This is a genomic window from Lysobacter sp. MMG2 (assembly GCF_016735495.2).
GTDB lineage: Bacteria > Pseudomonadota > Gammaproteobacteria > Xanthomonadales > Xanthomonadaceae > Lysobacter_J.
Genome location: NZ_JAERQY020000001.1, coordinates 684357 through 708492 on the forward strand (window position 1 = coordinate 684357; position 24136 = coordinate 708492).

Genomic DNA, 24136 nt, shown 5'->3' on the forward strand with positions numbered 1-24136 from the left:
CTTGGAGGTCGAGCGCACCAAGAAAAATGAGAACCGTCTGAAAAAGCGGCCGGGCGCGGGCGGTGGCAGAAGGGATTGGCTTCACGCTACGCTGCCCAACCCGTCGAATGGATATCGCGATGACACGCCTGCTCCTGGCCCTGTCACTCACTCTGTATGCCTGCCTCGCGGACGCGGCGGTTCCGATGTGGGGTGCGCGGCAATCCAGCCCCGCCGGCACGGCGCCGTCGCAACTCAAGCCGGGCGAGTGGATCTGGGGCGGCGACAATCGCGCCGGCCCGCTGGCCGTCGTGGTGAGCCTGTCGGACCAGCGCGCGGTGGTGTACCGCAATGGCATCCCCATCGGCGTCAGCACGGTCAGTACGGGGCGCAAGGGCTACGAAACCCCGACGGGCGTGTTCACGATCCTCCAAAAGGACAAGGACCATCGCTCCAGCCTCTACAACGCCGCACCGATGCCCTACATGCAACGGCTGACGTGGGACGGCGTCGCGCTGCACGCGGGCGGCCTGCCGGGCTATCCGGAATCGCACGGCTGCGTGCATCTGCCTTCGGAATTCGCGCGGCTGCTGTTCGACTCGTCGAACATGGGCATGGTCGTGGTCGTTTCGCAGGAAGGCCGTTCGCCGGAAGACACCGCGCATCCGGGCGCGCTGATCCCGATCAATCCCAACACGGGCGCCGAGGCCGCGATTCCGCCGCTCCAGGCCGGGCAGAAGTACCGTTGGCGACCGGAAGTGTCGACTGAAGGCCCGGTGTCGATCCTGCTCAGTGCAGCCGATGGCCAGGTGATCGTCTATCGCAACGGCATCGAGATCGGCCGCTCGCGCGTGCTGATCCGGCAGCCGGAACAACCGCTGGGCACGCACGCGTACATCGTCAAGGACGGTTTCATGTCCGGCGACAACCCGCTGCTGCCCGGCACACGGATGCCTAACTGGAGCACGATCGGCATTCCGGGCAACGGCCCGGCGGCCGGTCAGCTGCTGGGACCGGAGACGATCGATCGCGTGGTGATTCCGCACGATTTCGTCGCCGCGGTGCTGCCGCTGCTTACGCCCGGCGTGGTGATGCTGGTCACCGACGAACGCGTGCAGACGCAGACCACCGAAGGCGCCCCGGTGCAGGTGCTCGACTCCGACCCGCCGGAAACCTGAGGCCTCGCCATGGATCCGATCCTCGCCACCTTGCATGCCTATCGGGACGCCGTGCTGGCGAAGGACGTCGAGGCGTTCGTCCGGCTCTACGACGACGACCTGCACGTCTTCGACATGTGGGGCGACTGGTCGCTGCGGGGACTCGCCGCGTGGCGGCGCATGGCACAGGGCTGGTTCGGCTCGCTCGGCGACGAATGCGTTGTGGTCTCGTTCGACGACATCCAGTCATCGAGCGCAGGCGCCATCGCATACGGCCACGCCACCGTCACCTACACCGCGCAGTCGAAGGACGGCGTCGCCCTGCGCTCGCTGTCGAACCGGATGACGCTGGTGCTGCAACGGCGTGGAGAGGACTGGAAAGTCGTGCACGAGCACACTTCCGCGCCGATCGAACACGCAACGCTGAAGGCCGTGTTGCAACGACCGCGCGACGCCTGAGTCGCGCCTCGCGCAACGCACCTCGAAAAGACAAAGGCCCGGTCGACTGACCGGGCCTTCGCATCTTCATGCGATGAAGACGTGCCTCAACCGTTGGCGACGCCGCTGCGCGAGCCGCGGCCCTGGCCGCCGCCGCGATGCTGCTTCGGACCCGCATGCGCGTGGCGCGGCGCAGGCTTGCCGTGCGGACGGTGCGCGGCCTTGCGCGGCGCGCCCTGCTTCTGGCGCGGATTCGGCAGCGGCGCGTTGAACTGGATCGCGCGGCTCGGCGCGAAGCCCTCCACGACCACCAGCTCGACTTCCGACTTCAGCATGTTCTGCACCTGGCGCAGCAGGCCGCCCTCTTCCGGCGCGACCAGCGACAGTGCTTCGCCGCTGGCGCCGTTGCGGCCGGTGCGGCCGATGCGGTGCACGTAGTCTTCGGCGACCATCGGCAGGTCGTAGTTGATGACCAACGGCAGGTTCGGGATGTCCAGGCCGCGCGCGGCGACGTCGGTGGCCACCAGCACGCGGGCCTTGCCGGCCTTGAACTGGTTCAGCGCCTTCTGACGCTGCGCCTGGCTCTTGTTGCCGTGGATCGCGACGGCAACCAGGCCCGACTCTTCCAGCTGCTCGGCCAGGCGGTTGCAACCGTGCTTGGTGCGACCGAACACGATGGCCTGGTCGGTGTGGCGCGCGCTCAGGATCGACACCAGCAGGTCACGCTTGCGGGCGACGTCGACCGGATGGGCGCGATGCGTGATCGTCTGGACCACGGCGTTCTGCGCGGCAACCTGCACCTGCTTCGGCGAGCTCATGAACTCCATGGCGAGCGCCTTGAGCTGCGATTCGAACGTCGCCGAGAACATCATCGTCTGGCGATCGCGCGGAAGCTTGCCGAGGATGCGCTTCATCGCCGGCAGGAAGCCCATGTCGAGCATGCGGTCGGCTTCGTCGAGCACCAGCAGCTCGATCGAATCGAGCTTGACGGTGCCGCGATCCAGATGGTCGATCAGGCGGCCCGGCGTGGCGACGAGCACATCGACGCCACGGCGGAACATCTCCACCTGCGGGCCCATGCCGGCGCCGCCGAAGATGGCGCTGATGTTCATGCGCAGATGCCTGGCGAAGCCGCGCAGGTTGTCGTTGACCTGCACCGCGAGTTCACGCGTGGGCACCAGCACCAGCGCGCGCGGACGACGGAAGCCGTTGGGCGAGGTCTGCTTGGACAGGCGGTGCAGCAGCGGCAGGCCGAACGCGGCCGTCTTGCCGGTGCCGGTCTGGGCGCCGCCCAGCAGGTCGTGGCCGGCCAGCGCCATCGGGATGGCCTGGGCCTGGATCGGCGTCGGGGTGGTGTAGTTCTGTTCGGCCAGCGCGCGCAGCAGCGCGGGCGAAAGCCCGAGGGTTTCGAACGTCATGCGATGTAGCTCCGTATGCGCGCCATCGCGCCGTGCCGGCTGAACGCAGCAGGCACGGACGAAACGTCGCGTGATGCCCCCGGCGTTCCCTGAACCGCGCCGGCGGTGATCGTGTTGGCCGGCGACCGGATGCTCCGGGCCGTGTCTGCGCTACGAAAGACGTGCGGGATAGAAGCCGTTTGCTCGAACCGCAATGCGGTCCACGGCGGGCATACCTGGGAAACGTACCCTTGCGGGGGAGGCAGCCGTGCGCTGAACGGGGCGGACTCTACGCGAAAGCGGCCGGTCCCGCCACCCATGTAGGCTGCGCGGGCCGGTGCGATTCATATGGAATGAGGACGAACGATGGCGGATGTGGGGTCGAACGATCTGGTCAAGGTGGTGGCCCTGCTTGGGGCGGCCGTGGTGGCGGTGCCCGTGTTCAGGCGCCTGGGGCTGGGCTCGGTGCTGGGATACCTGGCCGCCGGGCTGGTGATCGGCCCCTTCGGCCTGGGCTGGTTCTCCGACCCGCAGGCGATCCTGCACGTCGCCGAGCTGGGCGTGGTCATGTTCCTGTTCCTGATCGGCCTGGAAATGCGCCCCTCGCATCTATGGAGCCTGCGCAAGCAGATCTTCGGGCTGGGCACCCTGCAGATCGTCGCCTGCACCGCCGCCCTGACCGGCGTGGGCCTGTTGTTCGGCTATGCGCCGGTGGTCGCCTTCATCGGCGCGATGGGCTTCGTGCTGACCTCCACGGCCATCGTGATGCAGCTGCTGGCCGAGCGTGGCGACATCGCCCTGCCCCCGGGCCAGAAGATCGTGTCCGTGCTGCTGTTCGAGGACCTGCTGATCGTGCCCCTGCTGGTGCTGGTGGCGCTGCTGTCCCCCGCCGAGCCGAGCGCCGACACCTCGCGCTGGGCCTCGATAGGCATAGGCGCCGGCGTGCTGGCCGCGCTGGTGGCGGCGGGCATCTGGCTGCTGAACCCGCTGTTCCGGCTGCTCGCAGCGGCCCGGGCGCGCGAAGTGATGACCGCCGCCGCGCTGCTGGTCGTGCTCGGTTCGGCGCTGCTGATGCAGTTGGGCGGGTTGTCGATGGCGATGGGCGCCTTCCTGGCCGGCGTGCTGCTTTCCGAATCCACCTTCCGCCATCAGCTTGAGGCCGACGTCGAACCCTTCCGCGGGCTGCTGTTGGGGCTGTTCTTCCTCGGCGTGGGCATGGCACTGGACCTGGCCGTGGTGCGCGAGAACTGGGTGCAGATCCTCGGCGCCGTGCTCGCGATGATGGTGGTCAAGGCGCTGTGCATCTATGCGGTCGCGCGACTGTTGGATTCCAGCCATCACGAAGCCCTCGAGCGCGCCACGCTGATGGCGCAGGGCGGCGAGTTCGCCTTCGTCCTGTACTCCACCGCCGCCGCCAGCGGCGTCATCGCGGCGACGCAGAACGCCAACCTCACCGCCATCGTCGTGCTGTCGATGGCGCTGACGCCGCTGGTGACGCTGGCCGTGCGGCCGTGGTTGAAACGCGACGAGGTCACGCTGGGGGACGATGTCGATGTCGCCGACGGCCTGAGCGGCAGCGTGCTGATGATCGGTTTCGGCCGGTTTGGCCAGGTGGTCAGCCAGTCGCTGCTCGCGCGCGGCGTGGACGTGACCATCATCGACAACGACGTGGAGATGATCCGCAGCGCCAGCACCTTCGGATTCAAGATCTACTACGGCGATGGCACGCGCCTGGACGTGCTGCGTGCGTCCGGTGCGCATACCGCGCAGGTGATCGCGGTGTGCATCGACAACAAGGATGCCGCCAACCGCATCGTCGAAGTGGCCAAGGCGGAATTCAGCCAGGCCCGGCTGTTGGTGCGTTCCTACGATCGCGAGCATTCGTTGGAGCTGATCAATGCCGGCGTCGACGTGCAGGTGCGCGAGACGTTCGAGTCGGCGATGAAGTTCGGCCATGCCGCGCTGTGCCAGCTCGGCGTGCCGAAGGAGGACGCGCTGGAGATCGTCGAGGACGTCCGCCGTCGCGATGCCGAACGCGTGCAGTTGGAGTTGTCCGAAGGCCTGCGCGCGGGCACGAGGCTCCTCATCGGCAACGTGGCGCACGGGCCGACGCCGACGCCGTTCACCCGTCCTCGGCATGCGGCCACGCCCCTTACCGCGGAAACCGCGGAGGCGACGCGCGAACCGTCCTGATCGCGCGCGCCCGCATTGCATCCCGGCACACGTGCCGGGATGCGCGCCTCACACCTGCAACGTCAAGCCCGGCCGCGCCAGCGTGGCGTGCATGCCCCAGGCATCGCCGATCTCGCCGGCCAGCGCTTCGCGCGCGCGATCCTCGCCGTGCACCAGCGCCAATGGCGGATGCGCGATGCCCTCGCCGCCGGCGATGGCGCCATACCAGGCCATCAAACCGCGCTGATCGGTATGCGCCGAAAGCCCGCCGACCGTATGTCGCTGCGCGTTCACGCGCACATCGTGTCCATGGATGCGCACCCAACGCGCACCATCGACCAACCGCCGGCCGAGCGTGCCTTCGGCCTGGTAACCGACGAACACCACATGCGTCTGGCGCCGGTCCAGGCGATGGCGGAAGTGATGCAGGATCCGCCCTGCGTTCGCCATGCCGGAGCCGGCGATCACGATCGCCCCGCGCTCGATCCGGTTGATCGCCATGGACTCATCGCGCGTCTGCGTGAAATGCAGATTGGGCAGACGGAACGGCGTGGGCTTGTCGCGCCACACGCGCTGCGCATCCTCGTCGAAGAGGTCGGCATGGCGGTCGTAGATCGCCACCACCTTCTGCGCCATGGGGCTGTCCAGGAAGATGCTCCAGCGCGCCAGGTTCCATTCGTCCCAGTGGCGCGCGAACCAGTACAGCAATTCCTGGCTGCGCCCCACGGCGAAGGCCGGGATCAGCACGTTGCCGCCTTCGCGCCAGGCCGTGTCGAGGATGGTGCCCAGTTCGCGGATCGTCTCGGCGCGATCGCGGTGCAGTCGATCCCCGTACGTCGACTCCATCAGCACCAGGTCGGCGCGGTCGATCGGGGCGGGGTCGCGCAGGATCGGCGTGCCCTTCGGCCCCAGGTCGCCGGAAAAGAGCAACCTGCGACCGTCCGCTTCCAGCTCGACGCTGGAGGAACCGAGGATATGTCCGGCCTCGCGGAACGTGAGTTCGACTCCCGGCAGGATCTGCGTGCGCGTGTCATAGCGCAGCGGGCGCACCAACGCCATCGCCGACTGCACGTCCTCGCGCGTGAACAGCGGCAGCGCCTGCGGTTCGCCGTCGTGGCGGTAGCGGTTGTGACGCTCCGCCTCGCCCTCCGAAATGGACGCGGCGTCCATCAGCATCACCGGCATGAGGTCGGCGGTCGCCTCCTGCGCGAAGATCGGTCCGCGAAAACCGCGCGCGACCAGCAGCGGCACGCGGCCGATGTGGTCGATATGCGCGTGGCTGATGACCAGCGCATCGATGGCCGCCGGTTCGAACGGAAACGGCTCGGTATTGCGGCGCTCGGCCTCGGGACTTCCCTGGATCATCCCGCAGTCGAGCAGCACGCGCCGTCCGGCCGCCTCGACTTCATGCAGCGAGCCGGTGACTTCACCGGCTGCCCCGTGAAAATGCACACGCATGTTTCGCCTCGTCGCGTTGTAACCGCGACCAAGCTACCACGGCGTACGGCATGCCTCAGGACGCAGGCGGCACGATGCGTTCTTCGCGCACGACCGTCCCGTCGGCGCGGACATCGCGATAGACCACGCTCTCCGCGGGCCAACCATAGTCGCGCGGATCACGCGGGTATTCCCTCCAGGCCGCAAGCAGATCGACGTTCTGCTTCTCGATCGCCTCCAGGCTGCGCGCGATGCGGCGCAACAAGCCCTTGATGCCGAACACCGCGAACGGCACCAGGATCCACAGGATCGACAGGATCAGGCCGAAGGCGAAGATGCAGAACCACAGGAAGGTGTTGGCGTTGTAGGCCGCGTTGGCGACGGTGCTGTCCATCGTGCGCTCCGTGGTGTGGGACGTGACGGTGGAAGTCTTGGTGAGCGCGCGTGATTCCAACGTGCAATCCGGCGTGAGATGTGCGTGACGAAGGATGGCGCGATGGCGACGGTTCAGCCTCCGCATCAACGAAGGCATGCACGCGCGCGGCGCGCCTCATTCGATGGCGTCGAGCGCCTGGCGGATTTCGTCCGCGTGCGAAGGACGCACGATGCGCGCGACCTCTTCGCCATCGCGGAGCACGATCAGCGTCGGCCACAACTTCACCCGGTACGAACGCCCGAGCGGACGACCGGGACCGTCTTCGACCTTGACGTGGCGAACGTCGTCGCGCGGCGCGAGCACCGCCTCGATGAACGGCTGCGCGCCGGTGCAGTAGCCGCACCAGTTCGTGCCGAATTCCAGCACCGACACGCCGGCCCAGGCATCGACCTGCGCGCGTGCGGGTTCGTCGTCGGTGTAGGTGCGCACGTAGCTCATCGGGCGCAAGCAGACGCGATGGTGCGTTACTTCGCCGTGACGCTCGCGCCGTCCTGCGCGAGCGGGCGCGCGTAGTGCACCAGGCTCAACAGCAGCTTGCCGGGCTCCTCCCACGGGATCATGTGCGAGGCGTTCTCGAACCACACGCCCTGCTTGTATGGCGCCCTGACCTGCTTCAGCCATGCATCGGTGGGCTCGGAAGGCGTGGTGTAGTCGTGGCGTCCCATGAACATCAGCACGGGAATCGGAAAGTCGCGCACGCCGGACATGTCGACCTTCAGGAATTCCGGCAGGATGCGCCCCAGCGTGAACACGTTCCCGCCGTCCACCGCGCAGCGTTCGGCGTCGGTGTACTCCGGCGAGAGCAACGGCGCGCGATAGAAGTAAGTGGATTCGTCACGGTACGCGGTGAGGCCGCCGTAGTACTGCGCCCACTTGCGTGCGGCGATGATGCGCTCGCGCGTGATCGGCTGGTCGCCCGGATACGGCGCGATGGCCTCCATCTCGCGCACCGCCTCGGCGTTGCCCTTGGCCTTCGCGGTGGCCATGGCGTAGTCGAAGCTGATGCGTTCGTTCTCGCGCACGTTGATGACCTGGCCCACGCCGATGTAGGCATGGAACAGATCCGGCCGCTTCAGCGCCGCCTGCATGGAGATGATCGTGCCCCAGCTGTGCCCCATCAGGATGAGCTTGCGCTTGCCGTAACGCTTGCGTACGTCCTGCGCCATCGCGATCACGTCGTCGACGAAGTTGGGAATGTGGATGGTGTCGGCGACCCGGGCCTCGTCGTTGGCAACGAAGGTCCTGCCCGCGCCGCGCTGGTCGTACGTCACCATCGTGAAGTACTCCTCCAGCGGGCGCTGGAACTGCCACAGCGTCGGCGTCAGTGGCGAGGCCGGGCCGCCGTGCACGAACAGGATGATCGGGTTGGCGCGGTCCTGGCCGCGCACGTTCACCCATTGCTCCACGCCGTTGAGGGCGACCTTGTACGACTCCTGCACGCCGTTGGGCGCGACGATGCGGCCCAGGTCGGCCACGATCTTGCGCGCCGGCTCGTAGGCGGCGGTGTCGCGGCAGGTCTGTGCGTGCACGCTCGTGGCGGCGCTCGCAGCAATCAGCACGGCAATCAGGAATCCCTTCACGTTCCAACCCCGGTGTCCGAAGAACGCCGGAGCTTAGGCAGCCGTCCTCACGGCGACAAGTGACGGTCGTCCCGCGACGCGAAGTTCACCGGGCCGGAATGCGGAATCGCGACAGCGTCCAGCGCGTCACGTCCTCTTCCCATTCGTCGCCCTTCATCGGCGTGATCGGCAGCGCGAGATTGGCCACGATCATCCACTCGCCCTGCACCGCCGTGGCGGCCGGGAACAGCAACCCGCGCGGCGCGCCGTCGTGCAGCCCCTGGAACGAGCCGGCGCGCACGCGCACGCGGCCGTTTTCGTCCAGCGCCACCACGGTGTCGGTCTGGTTGGAAGCCACCCACAGCAGGCCATCGTGGAAGATCAGGCCGTCGGCGCCGTAGACGCTCTCGGCCAGGACGCTGACGGGGCCCGACGGCATGTCCATGCGCAGCACGCGACCATCGCCGGCATTGTTGATGTACATGCGCGACTCGTCCGTATTGAACGCCAGGCCGTTGGCGCCGAACGGCAGCGCGCCGGTCGTGCCCAGCAGCGGATCGCGCGAGATCGCCACGACCGTGCACGGCGCGCAGGTCGTGGCCTTCTCGATGCGATAGATCGCACCCTGGAAGGAATCGGAGACGTACAGGTTGCCCGCGCGATCGAACACCATGCCGTTGATCGCCGGAAAGCCCTTGGCGCCGAAGGTGATGGCGTCGCGACTGCCGTCGGGGTTGTCGATCTGGCGCGCGCTCGGTTCCGGCGGCGTGAGCGCCTTGAACGACAACACGTCCTGGATCGGCGTATCCGCATCGAAGCGCACGGGAAGTCGCTGGAGTTTCGAAGCGCCGAAGTTCAGTACGTAGACGTGGCCGTCGCGGACCTCCACGCCGGTGAGAGGCGTGGCGCCGAACGCGCGGCTCGCCAGCAGCCGGCCTTGCGCGGAGTAACGCAGCAGACGGTTGTTGCGCGCGCTTTCGGGCTCGCGCGCATCGAAGGTGCTGACGAAGATCTCGCCGGTGGCCGGATCGACGGCGAGGCCTTCGGGCTGGCGCACGCCGTCGGGCAGATCGATGAAGTGCTCCACCGGCACGAGGACGGGCCCGGTGTCGGCCGCGCCGGCCAGGCCTGCCCACGCAAGCAGCCAGGGCAGCATCCACAGACCGTGGCGGCGGATCGGGTTCGAAGCGTGCATGCGGAGCCTCCGGCGGAACCTGCGATTGGGCCGATGGTGGGCCGGTCGAGGGTGGCGGGATTGGACGGCCGTGCGGGCCACGGGCTTTGCAGGATCGGCCGTCCCGGGCGGGAGTGTCCCGCCGCTGTACGAACAAACCCCAAGGCCCCCGTCATCGTGACCTTCGACACCCTCGGCTCGGGACAATCGGGTCTAATGTCGCCCGGTGCCCCGGTCCGGGGCCTGTCCCAACTCACCAATGCCTGCCGGCTGGAGCCCTCCGTGAGCCTCAAGAAACCGCAAGTCCTCGTTCTGTCCCTGGCTGTCGTCGCCGCGCTGACCGCGTGCGGCAAGAAGGAAGAGGCCGCCGCACCGGCCGCCGATGCCGCCAAACCTGCGCAGCCGGCCGCCTACACGCTCGACGAGGGCAAGCTCCCCGGCGTGAACCGCTTCGCCGCGTCCGACCTGGACACCACCAAGAACGCCTGCGATGACTTCGGTGGCTACGTCAACGGCAAGTGGCTCGCCGCCAACGCCATCCCGGGCGACCGCACCTCGTGGGGCGCGTTCGAGATGCTCGATGAGCGCTCCACCGCCGTGCAGCGCCAGCTGGCCGAGCAGGCCGGCGCCGACACCAACGCCAAGGGCGTGGAAAAGATCGTCGGCGACTTCTGGGCCACCGGCATGGACGCGGCCAAGATCAACCAGCAGGGCATCGCTCCGCTGAAGCCGCAGCTCGACGCCATCGCCGCGCTCGACAGCCAGGAAAAGATCGCCGACTACCTGCGCACCAGCGCGGCGAAGGGCGAGAACGTGCTGTTCGGCTTCGGTCCGGAAGCGGATTTCAAGGATTCCCGGAACAACATCGCCTACGCCTCGCAGGGCGGCCTGGGCCTGCCGGACAAGCCGTACTACTTCGACGCCGACAAGAAGGACAAGCTGGCCGCCTACGAGCAGCACGTCGCCAAGGTGCTCGAACTCAGCGGCATTCCCACCGCCGACGCCGCCAAGCAGGCCAAGGACGTGATCGCGTTCGAGACGCGCCTGGCGCGCGCCTCGCTCGACAAGAAGACGCTGCAGCGCGACGTCTCGCTGTACTACAACCCGATCAGCCCGGCCGACGCCGACAAGCTGGCGCCGAACTTCCCGTGGACGAAGTTCTTCGAATCGCAGGGCGTCGCCACGCCGGCGATGTTCTCCCTCGCCATGCCGGCCTTCCACCAGGAGGTCAGCAAGATGCTCGCCGACGTACCGGCCGAGCAGTGGCAGTCGTACCTGCGCTTCCACACCGTCGACTCGGCTTCGCCGTACCTGTCGGATGCGTTCGTCGAAGAGAACTTCAACTTCTACAACAAGACCCTGCGCGGTCAGAAGGAACTGAAGGAACGCGGCAAGCGCGTGCTCGACGTGATCGAGAGCGAGGCCGGCGAAGCGCTGGGCCAGATGTACGTGAAGGTGGCCTTCCCGCCGGAGTCGAAGGCGCGCATGGAGGAGCTGGTGAAGAACCTCTCCGAGTCGCTGAAGACGCGCATCGAGCACCTGGCGTGGATGGGCGACGACACCAAGAAGAAGGCGATGGAGAAGTGGGCCGCCTTCACCCCCAAGATCGGCTACCCGGACAAGTGGCGCGACTGGACGGGCCTGGACACCACCCGCGACAGCTACATCGGCAACGTGCTGGCCGCCAACGAGTTCAACTACAAGTGGGAACTGGGCAAGATCGGCAAGCCGGTCGATCGCACCGAATGGGGCATGCCGCCGCAGATGGTGAACGCCTACTACAACCCGCTGCAGAACGAGATCGTCTTCCCGGCCGCGATCCTGCAGCCGCCGTTCTTCGATCCGAACGCGGATGACGCGGCCAACTACGGCGGCATCGGCGCGGTGATCGGCCACGAGATGACGCACGGCTACGACGACCAGGGCAGCCGTTTCGGTGCCAGCGGCAACTTCGAGAACTGGTGGACCGACGCCGATTCCAAGGGCTTCTCCGGCCGCACCGAAAAGCTCGTGCAGCAGTTCGACACCTACCGCACCGACGCGGGCGGCAAGGTCGACGGCAAGCTGACGCTGGGCGAGAACATCGCCGACCTCGGTGGCCTGGCCACGGCCTACGACGCCATGAAGAAGGCGACCGAAGGCAAGCCGGACCCGATGACCGACGGCCTGACGCGCGACCAGCGCTTCTTCCTCAACTGGGGCACCGTGTGGCGCCGCAACTTCACCCCGGAAGAGCTGAAGCTGCGCCTGGCCACCGACGAGCACGCTCCCGCCACGTTCCGCGCGATCGGCGCGCCGTCGAACCTGCCGGCGTTCGCCGCGGCGTTCTCGTGCAAGCCGGGTCAGCCGATGGTGCGCGAGGCCGACAAGCAGGTCGTGATCTGGTAATCGTGTAAGCCAAAGCGCAAGACACGGCCGCACTCGTCGTCGGCCGCGCGAAGGCCCGGGCTCCCCGGGCCTTCTTTTTTCCGAAGCTGCGATGGCCGCCGCGCGCGCTTCCTTCGCCCCTTCGGCGACCGCAGGGAGAAGGGAAAGGCCGGTGAATGCGGCGATGTCGCGTGAACGGCCCGCCTCACACGTCCATTGCTAGACTCCGGCCACCTTGCCCTCCCCCGGTACGGAGCCGCCATGAACCTTCGTCCGCTCGTCTGCGCTCTGGCCGTCTGCCTGATCGCCATCCCCCACGCCGAGGCCCAGAAGAAGCGCGCCACCAAGCCCAAGGCGCCGGCCGCGGCGACCGCCTGCAGCGACTTCTACGCCAACGCCAATGCCGACTGGCTGCGCAGCAACACGACGCCGCCCGCGTCGGGCTCGGTGTCGGCGCTGGAGCAACTCGCCGCGCGAGCACGCCAGCAGCAGCTGGACCTGCTCGACGCCGCATCGAAATCGCCGCAGAACAACGTGCAGAAGCTGCTGGGCGATTTCTGGGCGAGCGGCCTGGACGAAGCAGCGGTGGAACGCGATGGTGCACAGCCGATCGCGCCGCTGCTCGCGCGCATCGACGCGATCAAGAGCGCCAAGGACATTCCGCCCGCGATCGCCGCGCTGCACCAGGTGGGCATCCCGGTGGTGTTCAACTTCGGCGCCGATGTCGACCTGGACGATCTGAACCGCCACATCGGTTACTTCGCACAGGGCGGGCTCGGCCTTCCCGATCCGGCGTACTACACGCGCAACGACGCCGACACGCAGGCGCTGATGGGGCGCTATCGCAATTACGTCGAACAGATCCTCGCACTCACCGGCACGCCGCAGGCGCAGATCAAGACCGATGCGCAGGCGGTGCTGGATCTGGAGACGCGCATCGCGAGCGCATCGAAGTCCTTGGTCGACCTGCGCGACCCGCGGCGGAACTTCGCGCCGGTCGACACCAAGTCGCTGGCAAAGCAATACAAGCGCCTGCAACTGGGCGATTTCCTCAAGGTCCAGGGCGTGACCGACGACCGCGTGTCGATGGCGAACCCGCAACTGTTCTCGCAACTGGACAACCTCGTCGGCAGTCTCAAGCCGGCGCAATGGAAGGCGTACCTGCGCTGGCGCGTCGGCGATGCGATGGCGCCGTACCTGGCCAAGCCGTTCCGCGATGCGGACTTCGAATTCCGCGGCCGTGTGCTGCGCGGACTCGCTGCCCCGCCGACACGACCGCAGCAGGTGCTCGACGCGATCACGCTCGCCGCCGGCCCGATGGTGGGCCGCGAGTACGCCGCGCGTTACTACTCTCCGGCCACCGACAAGCGCGCCGAAGACATCGCCGCGCAGATCCGTAACGCGCTCGGCCAGGCACTGGATCGCGACACGCGCTTCAGCCCCGCCACGAAGGCCGAAGCCAAGGCGAAACTCGACAAGCTGAAGATCGAAGTCGGTACGCCCAATCGCGATCTGGACTACACCGTGCAGCCGATGGGTCGCGGCAGTTTCGGCAGCAACATGCTGATCGCCTCGACCTGGCGCCATCGCGAGGAAATGAAGCGCATCGGTCGCGGCAACGCCGACCGTCGCTGGGACGTGTTGCCGCAGGATCCTTCGCTGGCCTACGACATCACGCAGAACCGCTTGATCGTGACCGCCGCGATGCTGCAACCGCCGGTGTTCGACACCTCCAAGGACGCGGCGTGGCTGTATGGCTCCTACGGCGCGCTGGTCGGGCACGAGCTCAGCCACGGTTTCGACAACCGCGGACGTTACGTCGATGCGAAGCAGGAACTGCGCGACTGGTGGACGCCGACCGAAACCTCGGCGTGGGACGCGTTGAGCAAGCGCGTCGCCGCGCAGTACTCGGGCTTCGACTATCCGGACCTGAAGGGCACGCGCGTCAACGGCACGCAGACGGCGGACGAGAACATCGCCGATCTGATCGGCGTGGAACTCGCATCCTCGGCCCACCGCGCGGCCGAGCCTTCGGCAGCGAAGACCGCGCAACAGTCGCTCTACAAGGGCTGGGCCTCGTTGTGGCCGCAGCGGATGACGGCGGAGGTCGCGCAGCAGCGCGCCGCCACGAGCGTGCATGCCCCCGGGCAATGGCGCACGAATGGACCATTGCGCAACGAAGCGCCGTTCGGAGAGGCGTTCGCGTGCAAGGCCGGCACGCCGATGCAGCTGGCTGCGGACCAGCAGATAAGAGTGTTTCCGTAATCCGCCTTCGCTTCAGTCCAGTACTCGAAGCGACGGCGCGCGTTCTTGGACCTCAGCGCACCACGCGCATGCGCGGCGGTCCACCCTTGCGCCGGAACGGCGGCTGCCCGCGCCAGTAGCGGATCAGCAGCCAGCCGAACAGCATGCCGCCCAGGTGGGCGAAATGCGCCACGCCCGGCATCGCGTTGGTGATGCCCAGCAGCAGCTCGATCGCGCCGTAGACGATGACCAGCGTGCGCGCCTTCATCGGGATCGGCGGAATCAGCAGCATCACGCGCTGGTTCGGGAAGAGCATGCCGTACGCCAGCAGCAGTCCAAAGATGCCGCCGGAGGCGCCGACGGTCGGATACGCGGCGCCGCCCTGCGACACCATCCAGACACCGACTCCAAGCTGGCACAGCGCCGCGCCGACGATGCAGACCAGGTAATACGTCAGGTAGCGGCGATCGCCCCACACGTGCTCCAGCGGCGCGCCGAACATCGCCAGCGCCAGCATGTTGAACAGCAGGTGGGCGAAACCGCCGTGCATGAAGCCGTAGGTGATCAGCTGCCACGGCATGAACTCGACGCCGTACAGCTCGGCATCGTTGTGCGGCGGCCACAGCATGAACTGCGCGAGCGCGACGTCGCCGATGGCGAGCTGCAGCACGAACACCAGTCCGTTGGCGATCAGCAGGGCCTTGGTGACGGGGGGAAGGTTGGAAAACATCACGACTCCTCGGGTGCGCTACATGGTAGCCGGCGCGAAGCCGCGCGGGTGCGTGTGGACGATCGTGCGCTGCCGGACGCTCCGGCCTTCGGCCAGCGGGTCAGCGCCCGGCCTGGCGACGCCTGGGAGCGGCCTTCGCGGCCGGCCTGGCGGGCTTTTCCGCCGCGCTGCGCCGCGCAGCCGCACGGGGCGCGGGCGTGGGCATGCCCCACATTTGTTCGTCGAGCGTCGCCGCGGCGCGTTGGCCCTTCACGCGGCCGCCCTCGATGCGCACGCCTTCGGCGCGCAGGCGCTGGCTCTGCTCGCGGAATCCGCGCGAACCTTCGGGAAACGCGATGCGCCCGTCCGAACGCAGCACCCGATGCCACGGCAGGCCCGGATCCTCGTTCTGCCCAAGCAGCCTCGCCACGAGCCGCGCTCGGCCCGGCAATCCGGCGCGCCGCGCGACCTCGCCGTAGCCGGCAACCTCGCCTGCGGGGATCGCGCGGATCGCGGCGAGAATACGTCGATGCGATTCGTCGGCAGGCGACTTGCTCATCGCGGTAGCATAACGGCTTCCCCCGGAAGGAGCCGCCCGTGCGCAACTTCGACTCGATCCGCCGCCACCTCCAGGCCGCGAAATTCCGCCTGACCGATCATGACGTGGACGTCGTGTGCATCGAGCTCTCACTCGAGCACGGCACGCGCCACCAGGCGATCTTCCTCTCCGAACTGGACGACGATGACGGTCGTCCCTACCTGCGCGTCAGCACCGCGGTCGCGCCGATCACCGGCCTGGACGCGAAGAAGGCGCTGATCTTCAACTGGCAGAGCCGCGTGGGCTACCTCGCCATCGGCGACCTCGATGGCGTGCCGCATCTGCAACTGTGCGAGAACCGCCCCTACGACGGCCTGGATGCGTCGGAGATCGATCGGCTGGTGCTGGAGATCGGCGGCCTGGGTGATCGCATGGAGCGGATGCTGTCGGCGGGTGGCGATCTGTTCTGATTCTTCGGGATTCGGGATTCGGGATTCGGGATTCGGGATTCGGGATTCGGGATTCGGGATTCGGGATTCGGGATTCGCAGGATCATGCAAACAAGAAGCCCGCCGATGGCGGGCTTTTGCTTTTACGAATCTCCAATCTCGAATCCCGGCGTCTCACGCCCAGCCGAACATCCGGAACATCTCAAAGCACAGATACGCGATGCCGCCGGCGGCGGGAATCGTCAGGATCCACGCCCAGATCATCTTCTCCACCACGGTCCACTTGATGGCGTTGAAGCGCTTGGCCGTGCCCACGCCCATGATCGCGGACGAAATATTGTGCGTGGTCGAGACCGGAATACCCAACGTGGACGCCGCCATGATCACCGAGGCCGCGCTGGTTTCCGCGGCGAAGCCGTTGATCGGATGCAGCTTCACCAGCTTGTGGCCGAGCGTCTTGATGATGCGCCAGCCGCCCGCGGCGGTGCCGGCGGCCATCACGATGGCGCACGTCAGCTTGATCCACAGGTCGATGTCGTTGTGTTCCAGCGCGTTCTTCGAGGGATGCAGGAATGCCAGCCACGACGGCAGGTTGTCCAGCGTGCCCGCCGACTGCGCCCCCACCAGCGCCAGCGCGATGATGCCCATGGTCTTCTGCGCATCGTTCATGCCGTGCGCGAAGCCCATGCCGGCGGCGGAGGCGAGCTGCGCTTTGCCGAAGAACGCGTTTACCCAACGCGGACGCGCCATGCGCGCGAGGAAGCCGCCGCTACGCGCCATGAACGAAATGATCGCGAACAGCAGTCCCATCACCAGGAAGCCGGCGGCGAAGCCCAGCAGCGGCGAGGACACCATCGGCACGATGACCTTCCACAGCACGCCGGCGCTCTTGTACCAGGGGTCGGCCGGATGCGACCAGATCACCGAGTGCCAGTTGTTGCTCGCCGCGGCCACCGCCGCGCCGCACAGACCGCCGATCAGCGCGTGCGAGGACGAGGACGGCAGGCCCTTCCACCACGTGATCAGGTTCCACACGATCGCGCCCAGCAGCGCGCACAGGATCAGCTGCGAAGTGACTTCGACCACGCCCGTGTCGAGCAGGCCGGAGGCGATCGTCTTGGCGACGGCCGTGCCCCACAGCGCACCGAGCAGGTTGGTGATCGCCGCCAGTGCCACCGCCTGCATCGGCGAGAGCACCTTGGTCGCGACGACGGTCGCGATGGAGTTGGCGGTGTCGTGGAAGCCGTTGATGTACTCGAACGCGAGCGCCGCGAACACCACGACCAGGACCAGGGTCAGCATCGGCCCGGCCCCTTACGAGTTCTTCAACACGATTTCGTAGGCGACCACGCCGGCTTCGCGGCAGCGGTCGATGGCCTTCTCCAGGATCTCGAAGAACTCCTTGAGCAGGAACATCTGCAGGTTGTCCAGGCGGCCGGAATAGATGTCGCGGTACAGCTCGAGCATCAGGCGGTCGGCTTCGTTCTCCAGGGAGCGCAGCTGGTCGTTGAGCGCCTTCATCGGCTCCAGCTTGAGGTGGCGCAGCTGCTGCACCATCTGCACGACCACGGCCGAGGCCTGCTCGAGCATCGCCGCGCGCGGCGCGAAGTCGATGTGCTCCAGGTGGCGCGTGGCGAGCGAATAGCGGTCGGCGAACTTCTCGACCTGCTTGGGAATCTTGTACAGCGCCGAGGCCAGGGCTTCGATGTCCTCGCGCTCGATCGGGGTGATGAAGCTGTTGACCAGCTCCTGGCTGATCTTGTCGGAGGCGTCGCGTTCGCGCTGGCGGGCCAGCTTGAAGGCGTCCAGCGCGGGCTGGCGATCGGCGGCCTTGAGCATCGCGTGGAGGGCCTTGGTGCTGTCGTGGGCGGCGACGGCGGCCTCCTCCAGCAGCGTATAGAACTGGTTGCCTTGGCCGAAGATCGTTTGCAGGGAGAACATGCTGAGGGGGCCTCGTGATGCCGGAACGCCCGGCTCGGTGGGGACTGCGGGGCGAATTATGACGGTTTGGCGTCAAAGGCGCGCGCCCATGCGGCGGTTGAAATTGGCGGGCCTGCTACCATCCCTTGGCTTTCCCCCTCCTTGCCCCCTTCAGATCTGATGGACGACGACCCAGAACGGCCGCCCAGCGCCGCCACGCCCCCTCACGGCGCGTGCACTCCAGCCTGCCATCCTGAGGTACGGACCGCATGCTGGAACTCCTGATCGTCATTGCCCTGATCGTCCTCAACGCCTTCTTCGCGATGTCGGAGATGGCGCTGATGACCTCGCGCAAGATCAAGCTCAAGCAGATGTCCGAGACGAGCCGCGGCGCCCAGGTGGCGCTGGAGCTGGCTGAGCACCCCGACAATCTGCTGTCCACCGTGCAGGTGGGCATCACCTCCATCGGCATCCTCACCGGCACCTTCGGCGGCGAGTCCATCGGCCTGGCCATCGCCGGCTGGGTGCAGGGCGTGTGGCCCAATGCCGCCCAGTACGCCCGCCCGATCGGCCTGGGCACGGCGGTCACGCTGATCACGGCCGCCTCGGTGATCTTCGGCGAGCTGATCCCCAAGCGCCTGGCCCTCACCGCGTCCGAGCGCATCGCCTGCGCGGTCGCGATCCCGTTGTACTGGCTGTCGCGCATCGCGCGCCCCGCCGTCGCGGGCCTGGGCGCGATCAACCGTTTTTTCCTGCGCATGTTCGGCGTGAAGGACGACGCACGCAGCGAGATCAGCGAAGAGGAAATCCGCCTGCTGGTGAGCGAAAGCCACGAGCAGGGCGTGATCGACAACGACGAGCGCAAGATGATGAACCGCGTGCTCGGCCTGGGCGACCGCACCGCCGAAAGCCTGATGACGCCGCGCACGCGCATCGCCTGGCTGGACGCGTCCGTCGACTTCGCGCAGAACCTGGAGTCGATGCGGCAGACGCCGTTCTCGCGCTATCCGGTGTACCGCCACAACGACAGTGAAGTGCTGGGCATCCTGGAAGTGAAGTCGCTGCTGGACCGCCTCGACGAGAAGGCGCCGGACCTGTTCAAGGAGCTGCGCGAGCCGTTGTTCGTCTCCGAGTCCACGCACGCGATGAAGCTGCTGGAGATCTTCCGCGAGGAACAGCAATCGCTCGCGCTCGTGGTGGACGAATACGGCGACATCAGCGGCGTGGTCACCATCGCCGACCTGATGGACGCCGTGGTCGGCCGCGTGCATTCCGTCGGCGTGCCCGGCGGCGAGGCCGAGGACGATAACAACGCGCCGGTGGTGGAACGTCCGGATGGCTCGTTCCTGCTCGACGGCTCGCTGCCGGTGGAAGACCTGCGCGAGCTGATCGGCGGCGGTCGCCTGCCCGACGAGGACGAGCACGACTTCCACACCGCGGCGGGCATGGTGATCGCGCATTTCGGCCGAATTCCCTATGTCGGCGAGCATTTCGACTGGGCGCAGTGGCGTATCGAAGTCGTGGACCTGGACGGCCCGCGCATCGACAAGCTGCTGCTTTCCCGACGCCCCGAACCGGAGCCGGTGACGGATGACACCTCCGGCTGACCGCGATCGCCACGAATACCGCGAGGCGGGTACGCGGGCGTTGCTGGACGTGTTCGCCGCGGGTGATCCCAACGAGCAGCTGCGCATGGGCGACGTGCTGCACGGCCTGGGCGACCGTTCGTTCGGCATGCTGCTGTTCGTCTCGACGATCCCGGCGTTCATTCCGATTCCCGGCGTCGGCGGCGCGGTCAGCGGGCCGCTGGTGATCCTGATCGGACTGCAGTTGCTGATCGGCCTGCGCCAGCCGTGGTTGCCGAAGTTCCTCGCGCGACGCGGCCCGCACCGTCATGCGATGGCGCGATTCCGCGATCTGCTGGCGCCGTGGCTGACGCGGCTGGAGAAGGTCGTGAAGCCGCGCCTGCCGGTGCTGCTCGACCACCGCCTCGCCGATTTCTTCACCGGCCTGCTGCTGTTGCTGCTGGGCCTGCTGCTGTCGCTGCCGATTCCCTTCACGAACTATCTGTTCGGTGCATTGCTGCTGCTGTTCGCACTCGCATTGCTGGAGCGCGACGGCTGGCTGCTGTGCGCGGCGTGGGGTGCGGGCGTCGTGGCGATCACGGTGTTCGGCGTGCTGTCAGGAAGCCTGGCCGCGGTCGCCGCGCGTTGGATCGACATGCTGTTCTGACTTCAGTGCCCTCTCCGCCCACCGGAGAGGGGTTGGAGTGAAAGCAAGCCAGCCACGCTGACAGCCAACCCTCATCCGCCTGCCGGCACCTTCTCCCGCAAGCGGGAGAGGGGCTTCATCTGGGTGGTTGTCGTAGCGGCCTCGAACTTCTCATCCAACAAAAAGGCCCCGCAATGCGGGGGCCTTTCGTTCTTTCGATCGACGCTTCGCTTACGCGAACGGATCCTGCAGCACCATGGTCGCGTCGCGGTCGGGGCCGGTGCTGACGATGGCGATCGGGCAGCCGGCCAGTTCCTCCAGCGCGCGCAGGTAGGCGCGGGCGGCGGGCGGCAGCTTGTCCCACTCGGTGACGCCGTGCGTGTTCTCTTCCCAGCCCGGGAACTCCAGGTACACCGGCGTGCACTCTTCCCAGCCGGCGGCGTCGAGCGGCGCGTATTCGGTGCGCTTGCCGCGGTATTCGTACGCGATGCAGATCTTCAGCTTCTCCATGCCGTCGAGCACGTCGAGCTTGGTGATGCACAGGCCGGTGATGCCGTTGACGGCCACGGCACGACGCAGCGCGACGATGTCCATCCAGCCGCAGCGACGCGGACGGCCGGTGGTGGCGCCGTACTCGGCGCCGCGGTCGCGCAGGCCCTGGCCGACTTCGTCGTCCAGTTCGGTCGGGAACGGACCGCCGCCGACGCGCGTGGCGTAGGCCTTGGCGATGCCCAGCACGTAATCGACCGCGTCCGCGCCCACGCCGGTGCCGGCGTACGCGCCGCCGACGGTGGTGTTGCTTGATGTGACGTACGGGTAAGTGCCGTGGTCGATGTCGAGCAGCGAGCCCTGCGCGCCTTCGAACAGCACCTTCTTGCCCTGCTTGCGCAGGTCATGAAGGATGCCGGCGACGTCGGACTTCATCGGCTCGACGTATTCACCGAAGGCCAGCGCTTCGTCCAGCGTCTGCTGGAAGTCGACCGCGTCCACGCCCAGGTACTTGGTCAGGACGAAGTTGTGATAGTCCATCGTTGCGCGCAGCTTCTCGGCGAGCTGCTGCGGGTAATGCAGGTCGGCCACGCGGATGCCGCGACGCGCGACCTTGTCTTCGTACGCCGGGCCGATGCCGCGACCGGTGGTGCCGATGGCCTTGCCGCCGGCGGCCTTCTCGCGGGCCTGATCCAGCGCGATGTGGTACGGCATGATCAGCGGCGTGGCCGGGCTGATCTTCAGGCGCGAACGCACTTCCACGCCGTTGGATTCGAGTTCGGCGATTTCCTTCTGCAGCGCCGCCGGCGACAGCACGACACCGTTGCCGATCAGGCACAGCGCGCCTTCGCGCAGGATGCCGGAGGGAATCAGGTGAAGGACGGTCTTCTTGCCGCCGATGACGAGGGTGTGGCCGGCGTTGTGGCCGCCCTGGAAACGCACCACCGCCCCGATGTCCTGCGTGAGCAGATCGACGATCTTGCCCTTGCCTTCATCGCCCCACTGGGCACCGAGAACGACGACTGACTGACCCATTTCGAAGCTCCTGACTCGAGATCGCTGACTAGCTGCATTGATGGCCGCGGGGGCGGGGCTGCCGCGGGGCTCGCACATGAAGCCCCCGCAAACAGCAAGAAAGCCGGCGGGGCGCTGGGCCCCGTCCGGCTTTTGTGCATTATCCGGGTTTTGGGTAGGCGGGACCACCCCGGCGGGCGGTCTCCCGTTCAACTTCGTGCGATTCCGACCGATCCGGTCAGGCCGTGGCGCGTGAAGGCCTCAGGAACGGATCCACCACAGCGACAGCAGGCCCAGCCCGACCACGATCGCGCCCACCACCCGCAGGTGGCGGTCCGGCATGGCGTGGAGCTGTTCGGCGGCCCGTTTCCAGCCGCGCGGGGCGACGAACAGGAACAGCCCTTCCAGCACCGCCACCAGGCACAGGGCCGAGACCAGTTCGAGCATGTGGGCCGGTCAGCGGTCCGAACGCAGGTACTGCAGGAACGGGTCGTCGCGGTCGAGCACGACCACGCCGTCGCCATCCGCGAACGCCTTGCGGTACGCCTCCAGGCTGCGCTGGAACGCGTAGAAACTCGGGTCCTTGTTCGCGGCCTGCGCATACAGGCGGGTCGCCTCGGCATCGCCCTCGCCGCGCAGCTTCTGCGCGTCGCGCTCGGCCTCGGCCACGATCACCTGCTTGTCGCGATCGGCCTGGGCACGGATGGCCTGTGCCTGCTCCACACCCTCGGCGCGCAGCTGGCTGGCCACCTGCAGGCGCTGGCTGCGCATCTGGTTGTAAACCGAGCCGACCACGTTGCTGTCCTGCGGCAGCTCGATGCGCTTGATGCGGATATCGACGATCTTCACGCCCAGCGTCTGGGCGCCTTGGTTGATGGCGTCGAGCTGGCGACCGATCACCGAAGTGCGGTCGCCCGACACCACCTGCTGCAGCGTGCGCGAGTTGATCTCGTTGCGCAGCGAGTCGCGGATGATCGGCGCCAGGCGCTCGACTGCGGTGGTCTCATCGCCGCCGGTGGCGCGGTAGAAAGCGCGCAGGTCATGGATGCGGCCCAACGCGAAGAAGTCGACGCTGACGTTCTGCTTGTCGGCGGTGAGGTAACGCTCCGGTTCGGCATCGAGCACTTGCAGTCGACGGTCGAACACGCGCGAGGTTTCCACCAGCGGCCACTTGAAGTGCAGGCCCGGACCGATGTCGGTACGCACCACGCGACCGAGGTTCAGCACGATCGCGCTGTGGCCTTCGCCGACCACGAACACCGAGCCGAGCAATGCGAACAGGGCCGCGACGACGGCGGCGATCCACAGGGAGAATTTCATCGCGTCACCTCCTCGCGTCCGGTCGGCCGGGGCGAGCGTGCGGGGCGTCCCGTGTCAGCGGGCTCGGGGGTGATGGTCGGCGTCAGCAGGTCCGGCGTGAGCAGCGGCGAGCTCGGTGTCGCGGGCGCGGCACGCTTGTCGCCCATCGGCACGTAGATCAGCTGGCGCGAATCGCCGCCGATGATCGTGCGGCTGCCGGCGAGCACGTCCTGCACGGTGTCCAGCCACAGGCGCTTGCGCGTGACCTCGGGGGCGTTCTTGTACTGGTCCACCAGCAACGAGAAGCGCGTCGCGTCGCCCTCGGCGCGGGCCACCGAAGCCGCCTTGTAGCCCTCGGCGGCGGCGCGTACGCGCGAGGCCTCACCGCGCGCTTCCGGCACGATCTGCTTGGCGTACGCCTGGGCCTGGTTGATCGCCGTGGTCTTCTCGGAGGCGGCGCGCTGCACTTCGTCGAACGCGTCCTTCACCTCGTCCGGCGGACGGGCGTTGGGCAGGTTGAGTTCGGTCACGACCAAGCCGGTGCGGTAATCCTGCAACGAAGCCTGCAGGCGCTGGCGCACCGTGGTGGTGAGCTCGGAGCGCGCATTGAGCACGGTGTCCAGGTCGGAGCGGCCGACCTGTTCGCGCACGGCGCTCTGCGCGGCTTCCTTCAGGACACGGTCGGCGTCGCGCGAACCGAACAGGTACATCTGCGGATCGCCGATGCGGTACTGAACGTTGATCTCGACGTTCACCATGTTCGCATCGCGGGTGAACACCGGGACGGTGTCGCTGTAGGCGTTGCTCTGCGTGGCGTTGACCTTGGTCACGCGCTCGATCGGCCACGGCGCCTTGAAGTGCGGTCCGGGCTGCAGCACGCGCGAGAACTGGCCGAAGCGCAGGACCACGCCGCGCTCCTGCTCGGTCACCAGGACGAAGCAGTTGAACACCAGCCAGAGGCCGAAGACGATGCCGACCCAGCGCAGGATGCTGCCGCCGCCACCGCCACCACCGCCGCCTCCGAAGAGGCCGCGCAGCGGATCGAGCAAGGCGTCGAGGCCGCGCCCACCGGGCCTGCGGCGCGGGGTTCGTCCGTTCGAACCGCCGGAATTGTCACTGCCAGGGGTGTTCCAGGCCATGCCTGCTC

Annotated in this window: 21 protein-coding genes and 1 pseudogene; 8 read left to right on the forward strand and 14 right to left on the reverse strand. The window is 67.5% G+C overall.

Annotated elements, in window-relative coordinates; all coding sequences use genetic code 11:
• The first annotated feature begins 119 nt into the window (after positions 1 to 119).
• Positions 120 to 1157 carry a L,D-transpeptidase gene (locus tag JI752_RS02935; RefSeq protein ID WP_216958929.1) on the forward strand — a complete coding sequence of 346 codons (1038 nt, stop codon included), beginning with the start codon at positions 120 to 122 and terminating at the stop codon, positions 1155 to 1157.
• 9 nt (positions 1158 to 1166) lie between these two features.
• Positions 1167 to 1595, forward strand: a complete 429-nt coding sequence (locus tag JI752_RS02940) for a nuclear transport factor 2 family protein (protein WP_216958931.1) — start codon at positions 1167 to 1169, stop codon at positions 1593 to 1595.
• 86 nt (positions 1596 to 1681) lie between these two features.
• Here the strand turns inward: JI752_RS02940 and JI752_RS02945 are convergent, their stop codons facing one another.
• Positions 1682 to 2992 (reverse strand): DEAD/DEAH box helicase, encoded by a 1311-nt coding sequence (locus JI752_RS02945; protein ID WP_216958934.1) that lies wholly within the window; start codon positions 2990 to 2992, stop codon positions 1682 to 1684.
• Positions 2993 to 3337: 345 nt separating this feature from the next.
• Here JI752_RS02945 and JI752_RS02950 point away from each other — a divergent pair, with 345 nt between their 5' ends.
• Positions 3338 to 5164: a monovalent cation:proton antiporter-2 (CPA2) family protein gene (locus JI752_RS02950; protein ID WP_216958936.1), complete on the forward strand. Its 1827-nt coding sequence runs from the start codon at positions 3338 to 3340 to the stop codon at positions 5162 to 5164.
• A 48-nt stretch (positions 5165 to 5212) separates the two neighbouring features.
• On the opposite strand, the gene JI752_RS02955 is transcribed toward JI752_RS02950, so the two are convergent.
• From JI752_RS02955 to JI752_RS02975, 5 genes are all read right to left on the reverse strand, one after another.
• Positions 5213 to 6601 (reverse strand): MBL fold metallo-hydrolase, encoded by a 1389-nt coding sequence (locus JI752_RS02955; protein ID WP_216958939.1) that lies wholly within the window; start codon positions 6599 to 6601, stop codon positions 5213 to 5215.
• Between the two features lie 55 nt (positions 6602 to 6656).
• On the reverse strand, positions 6657 to 6974 hold the full coding sequence (locus JI752_RS02960; RefSeq protein ID WP_216958942.1) for a hypothetical protein: 318 nt from the start codon (positions 6972 to 6974) through the stop codon (positions 6657 to 6659).
• Positions 6975 to 7130: 156 nt separating this feature from the next.
• Positions 7131 to 7454 carry a thioredoxin family protein gene (locus tag JI752_RS02965; protein WP_216958945.1) on the reverse strand — a complete coding sequence of 108 codons (324 nt, stop codon included), beginning with the start codon at positions 7452 to 7454 and terminating at the stop codon, positions 7131 to 7133.
• A 26-nt stretch (positions 7455 to 7480) separates the two neighbouring features.
• On the reverse strand, positions 7481 to 8596 hold the full coding sequence (locus tag JI752_RS02970) for an alpha/beta hydrolase (protein ID WP_216958947.1): 1116 nt from the start codon (positions 8594 to 8596) through the stop codon (positions 7481 to 7483).
• A gap of 85 nt (positions 8597 to 8681) precedes the next feature.
• Positions 8682 to 9770: a hypothetical protein gene (locus JI752_RS02975; protein ID WP_216958950.1), complete on the reverse strand. Its 1089-nt coding sequence runs from the start codon at positions 9768 to 9770 to the stop codon at positions 8682 to 8684.
• Positions 9771 to 9965: 195 nt separating this feature from the next.
• Here JI752_RS02975 and JI752_RS02980 point away from each other — a divergent pair, with 195 nt between their 5' ends.
• Both JI752_RS02980 and JI752_RS02985 read left to right on the forward strand, forming a co-directional pair.
• Positions 9966 to 12137 carry a M13-type metalloendopeptidase gene (locus JI752_RS02980; protein WP_216958953.1) on the forward strand — a complete coding sequence of 724 codons (2172 nt, stop codon included), beginning with the start codon at positions 9966 to 9968 and terminating at the stop codon, positions 12135 to 12137.
• A gap of 240 nt (positions 12138 to 12377) precedes the next feature.
• Positions 12378 to 14381: a M13 family metallopeptidase gene (locus JI752_RS02985; protein WP_216958956.1), complete on the forward strand. Its 2004-nt coding sequence runs from the start codon at positions 12378 to 12380 to the stop codon at positions 14379 to 14381.
• Positions 14382 to 14433: 52 nt separating this feature from the next.
• On the opposite strand, the gene JI752_RS02990 is transcribed toward JI752_RS02985, so the two are convergent.
• Together JI752_RS02990 and JI752_RS02995 are read right to left on the reverse strand one after the other, a co-directional pair.
• Positions 14434 to 15090 (reverse strand): rhomboid family intramembrane serine protease, encoded by a 657-nt coding sequence (locus JI752_RS02990; RefSeq protein ID WP_216958959.1) that lies wholly within the window; start codon positions 15088 to 15090, stop codon positions 14434 to 14436.
• 196 nt (positions 15091 to 15286) lie between these two features.
• Positions 15287 to 15628: pseudogene (locus JI752_RS02995) on the reverse strand (MGMT family protein); the annotation flags it as partial.
• 38 nt (positions 15629 to 15666) lie between these two features.
• On the opposite strand from JI752_RS02995, the gene JI752_RS03000 reads away from it, so the two are divergent.
• Entirely contained in the window at positions 15667 to 16077 is a 411-nt protein-coding gene (locus JI752_RS03000) for a hypothetical protein (RefSeq protein WP_216958965.1), read from the forward strand.
• 153 nt (positions 16078 to 16230) lie between these two features.
• Here JI752_RS03000 and JI752_RS03005 read toward each other — a convergent pair whose 3' ends face one another.
• Positions 16231 to 17358: an inorganic phosphate transporter gene (locus tag JI752_RS03005; RefSeq protein ID WP_216958968.1), complete on the reverse strand. Its 1128-nt coding sequence runs from the start codon at positions 17356 to 17358 to the stop codon at positions 16231 to 16233.
• Between the two features lie 12 nt (positions 17359 to 17370).
• Positions 17371 to 17997 carry a DUF47 family protein gene (locus tag JI752_RS03010; protein WP_216958972.1) on the reverse strand — a complete coding sequence of 209 codons (627 nt, stop codon included), beginning with the start codon at positions 17995 to 17997 and terminating at the stop codon, positions 17371 to 17373.
• Positions 17998 to 18245: 248 nt separating this feature from the next.
• On the opposite strand from JI752_RS03010, the gene JI752_RS03015 reads away from it, so the two are divergent.
• Both JI752_RS03015 and JI752_RS03020 read left to right on the forward strand, forming a co-directional pair.
• Positions 18246 to 19583 carry a hemolysin family protein gene (locus tag JI752_RS03015; RefSeq protein WP_216958975.1) on the forward strand — a complete coding sequence of 446 codons (1338 nt, stop codon included), beginning with the start codon at positions 18246 to 18248 and terminating at the stop codon, positions 19581 to 19583.
• Positions 19567 to 20208, forward strand: a complete 642-nt coding sequence (locus JI752_RS03020; RefSeq protein WP_216958978.1) for an exopolysaccharide biosynthesis protein — start codon at positions 19567 to 19569, stop codon at positions 20206 to 20208. Before JI752_RS03015 ends, JI752_RS03020 begins: the two co-directional genes overlap by 17 nt.
• 210 nt (positions 20209 to 20418) lie before the next feature.
• Here the strand turns inward: JI752_RS03020 and JI752_RS03025 are convergent, their stop codons facing one another.
• The 4 genes from JI752_RS03025 to hflK all read right to left on the reverse strand — a co-directional run bounded on the left by JI752_RS03025 (position 20419) and on the right by hflK (position 24128).
• Positions 20419 to 21711 carry an adenylosuccinate synthase gene (locus JI752_RS03025; protein ID WP_216958981.1) on the reverse strand — a complete coding sequence of 431 codons (1293 nt, stop codon included), beginning with the start codon at positions 21709 to 21711 and terminating at the stop codon, positions 20419 to 20421.
• 240 nt (positions 21712 to 21951) lie between these two features.
• On the reverse strand, positions 21952 to 22137 hold the full coding sequence (locus JI752_RS03030) for a DUF2065 family protein (RefSeq protein ID WP_216958984.1): 186 nt from the start codon (positions 22135 to 22137) through the stop codon (positions 21952 to 21954).
• A 9-nt stretch (positions 22138 to 22146) separates the two neighbouring features.
• A complete protein-coding gene (locus JI752_RS03035) occupies positions 22147 to 23010 on the reverse strand; it encodes a protease modulator HflC (protein ID WP_216958987.1) in 864 nt (287 codons plus the stop codon).
• Complete coding sequence (gene hflK, locus JI752_RS03040; RefSeq protein ID WP_216958989.1) at positions 23007 to 24128, reverse strand: FtsH protease activity modulator HflK; 1122 nt, start codon at positions 24126 to 24128, stop codon at positions 23007 to 23009. The genes JI752_RS03035 and hflK overlap by 4 nt, the downstream gene beginning before the upstream one ends.
• Positions 24129 to 24136: the final 8 nt, after the last annotated feature.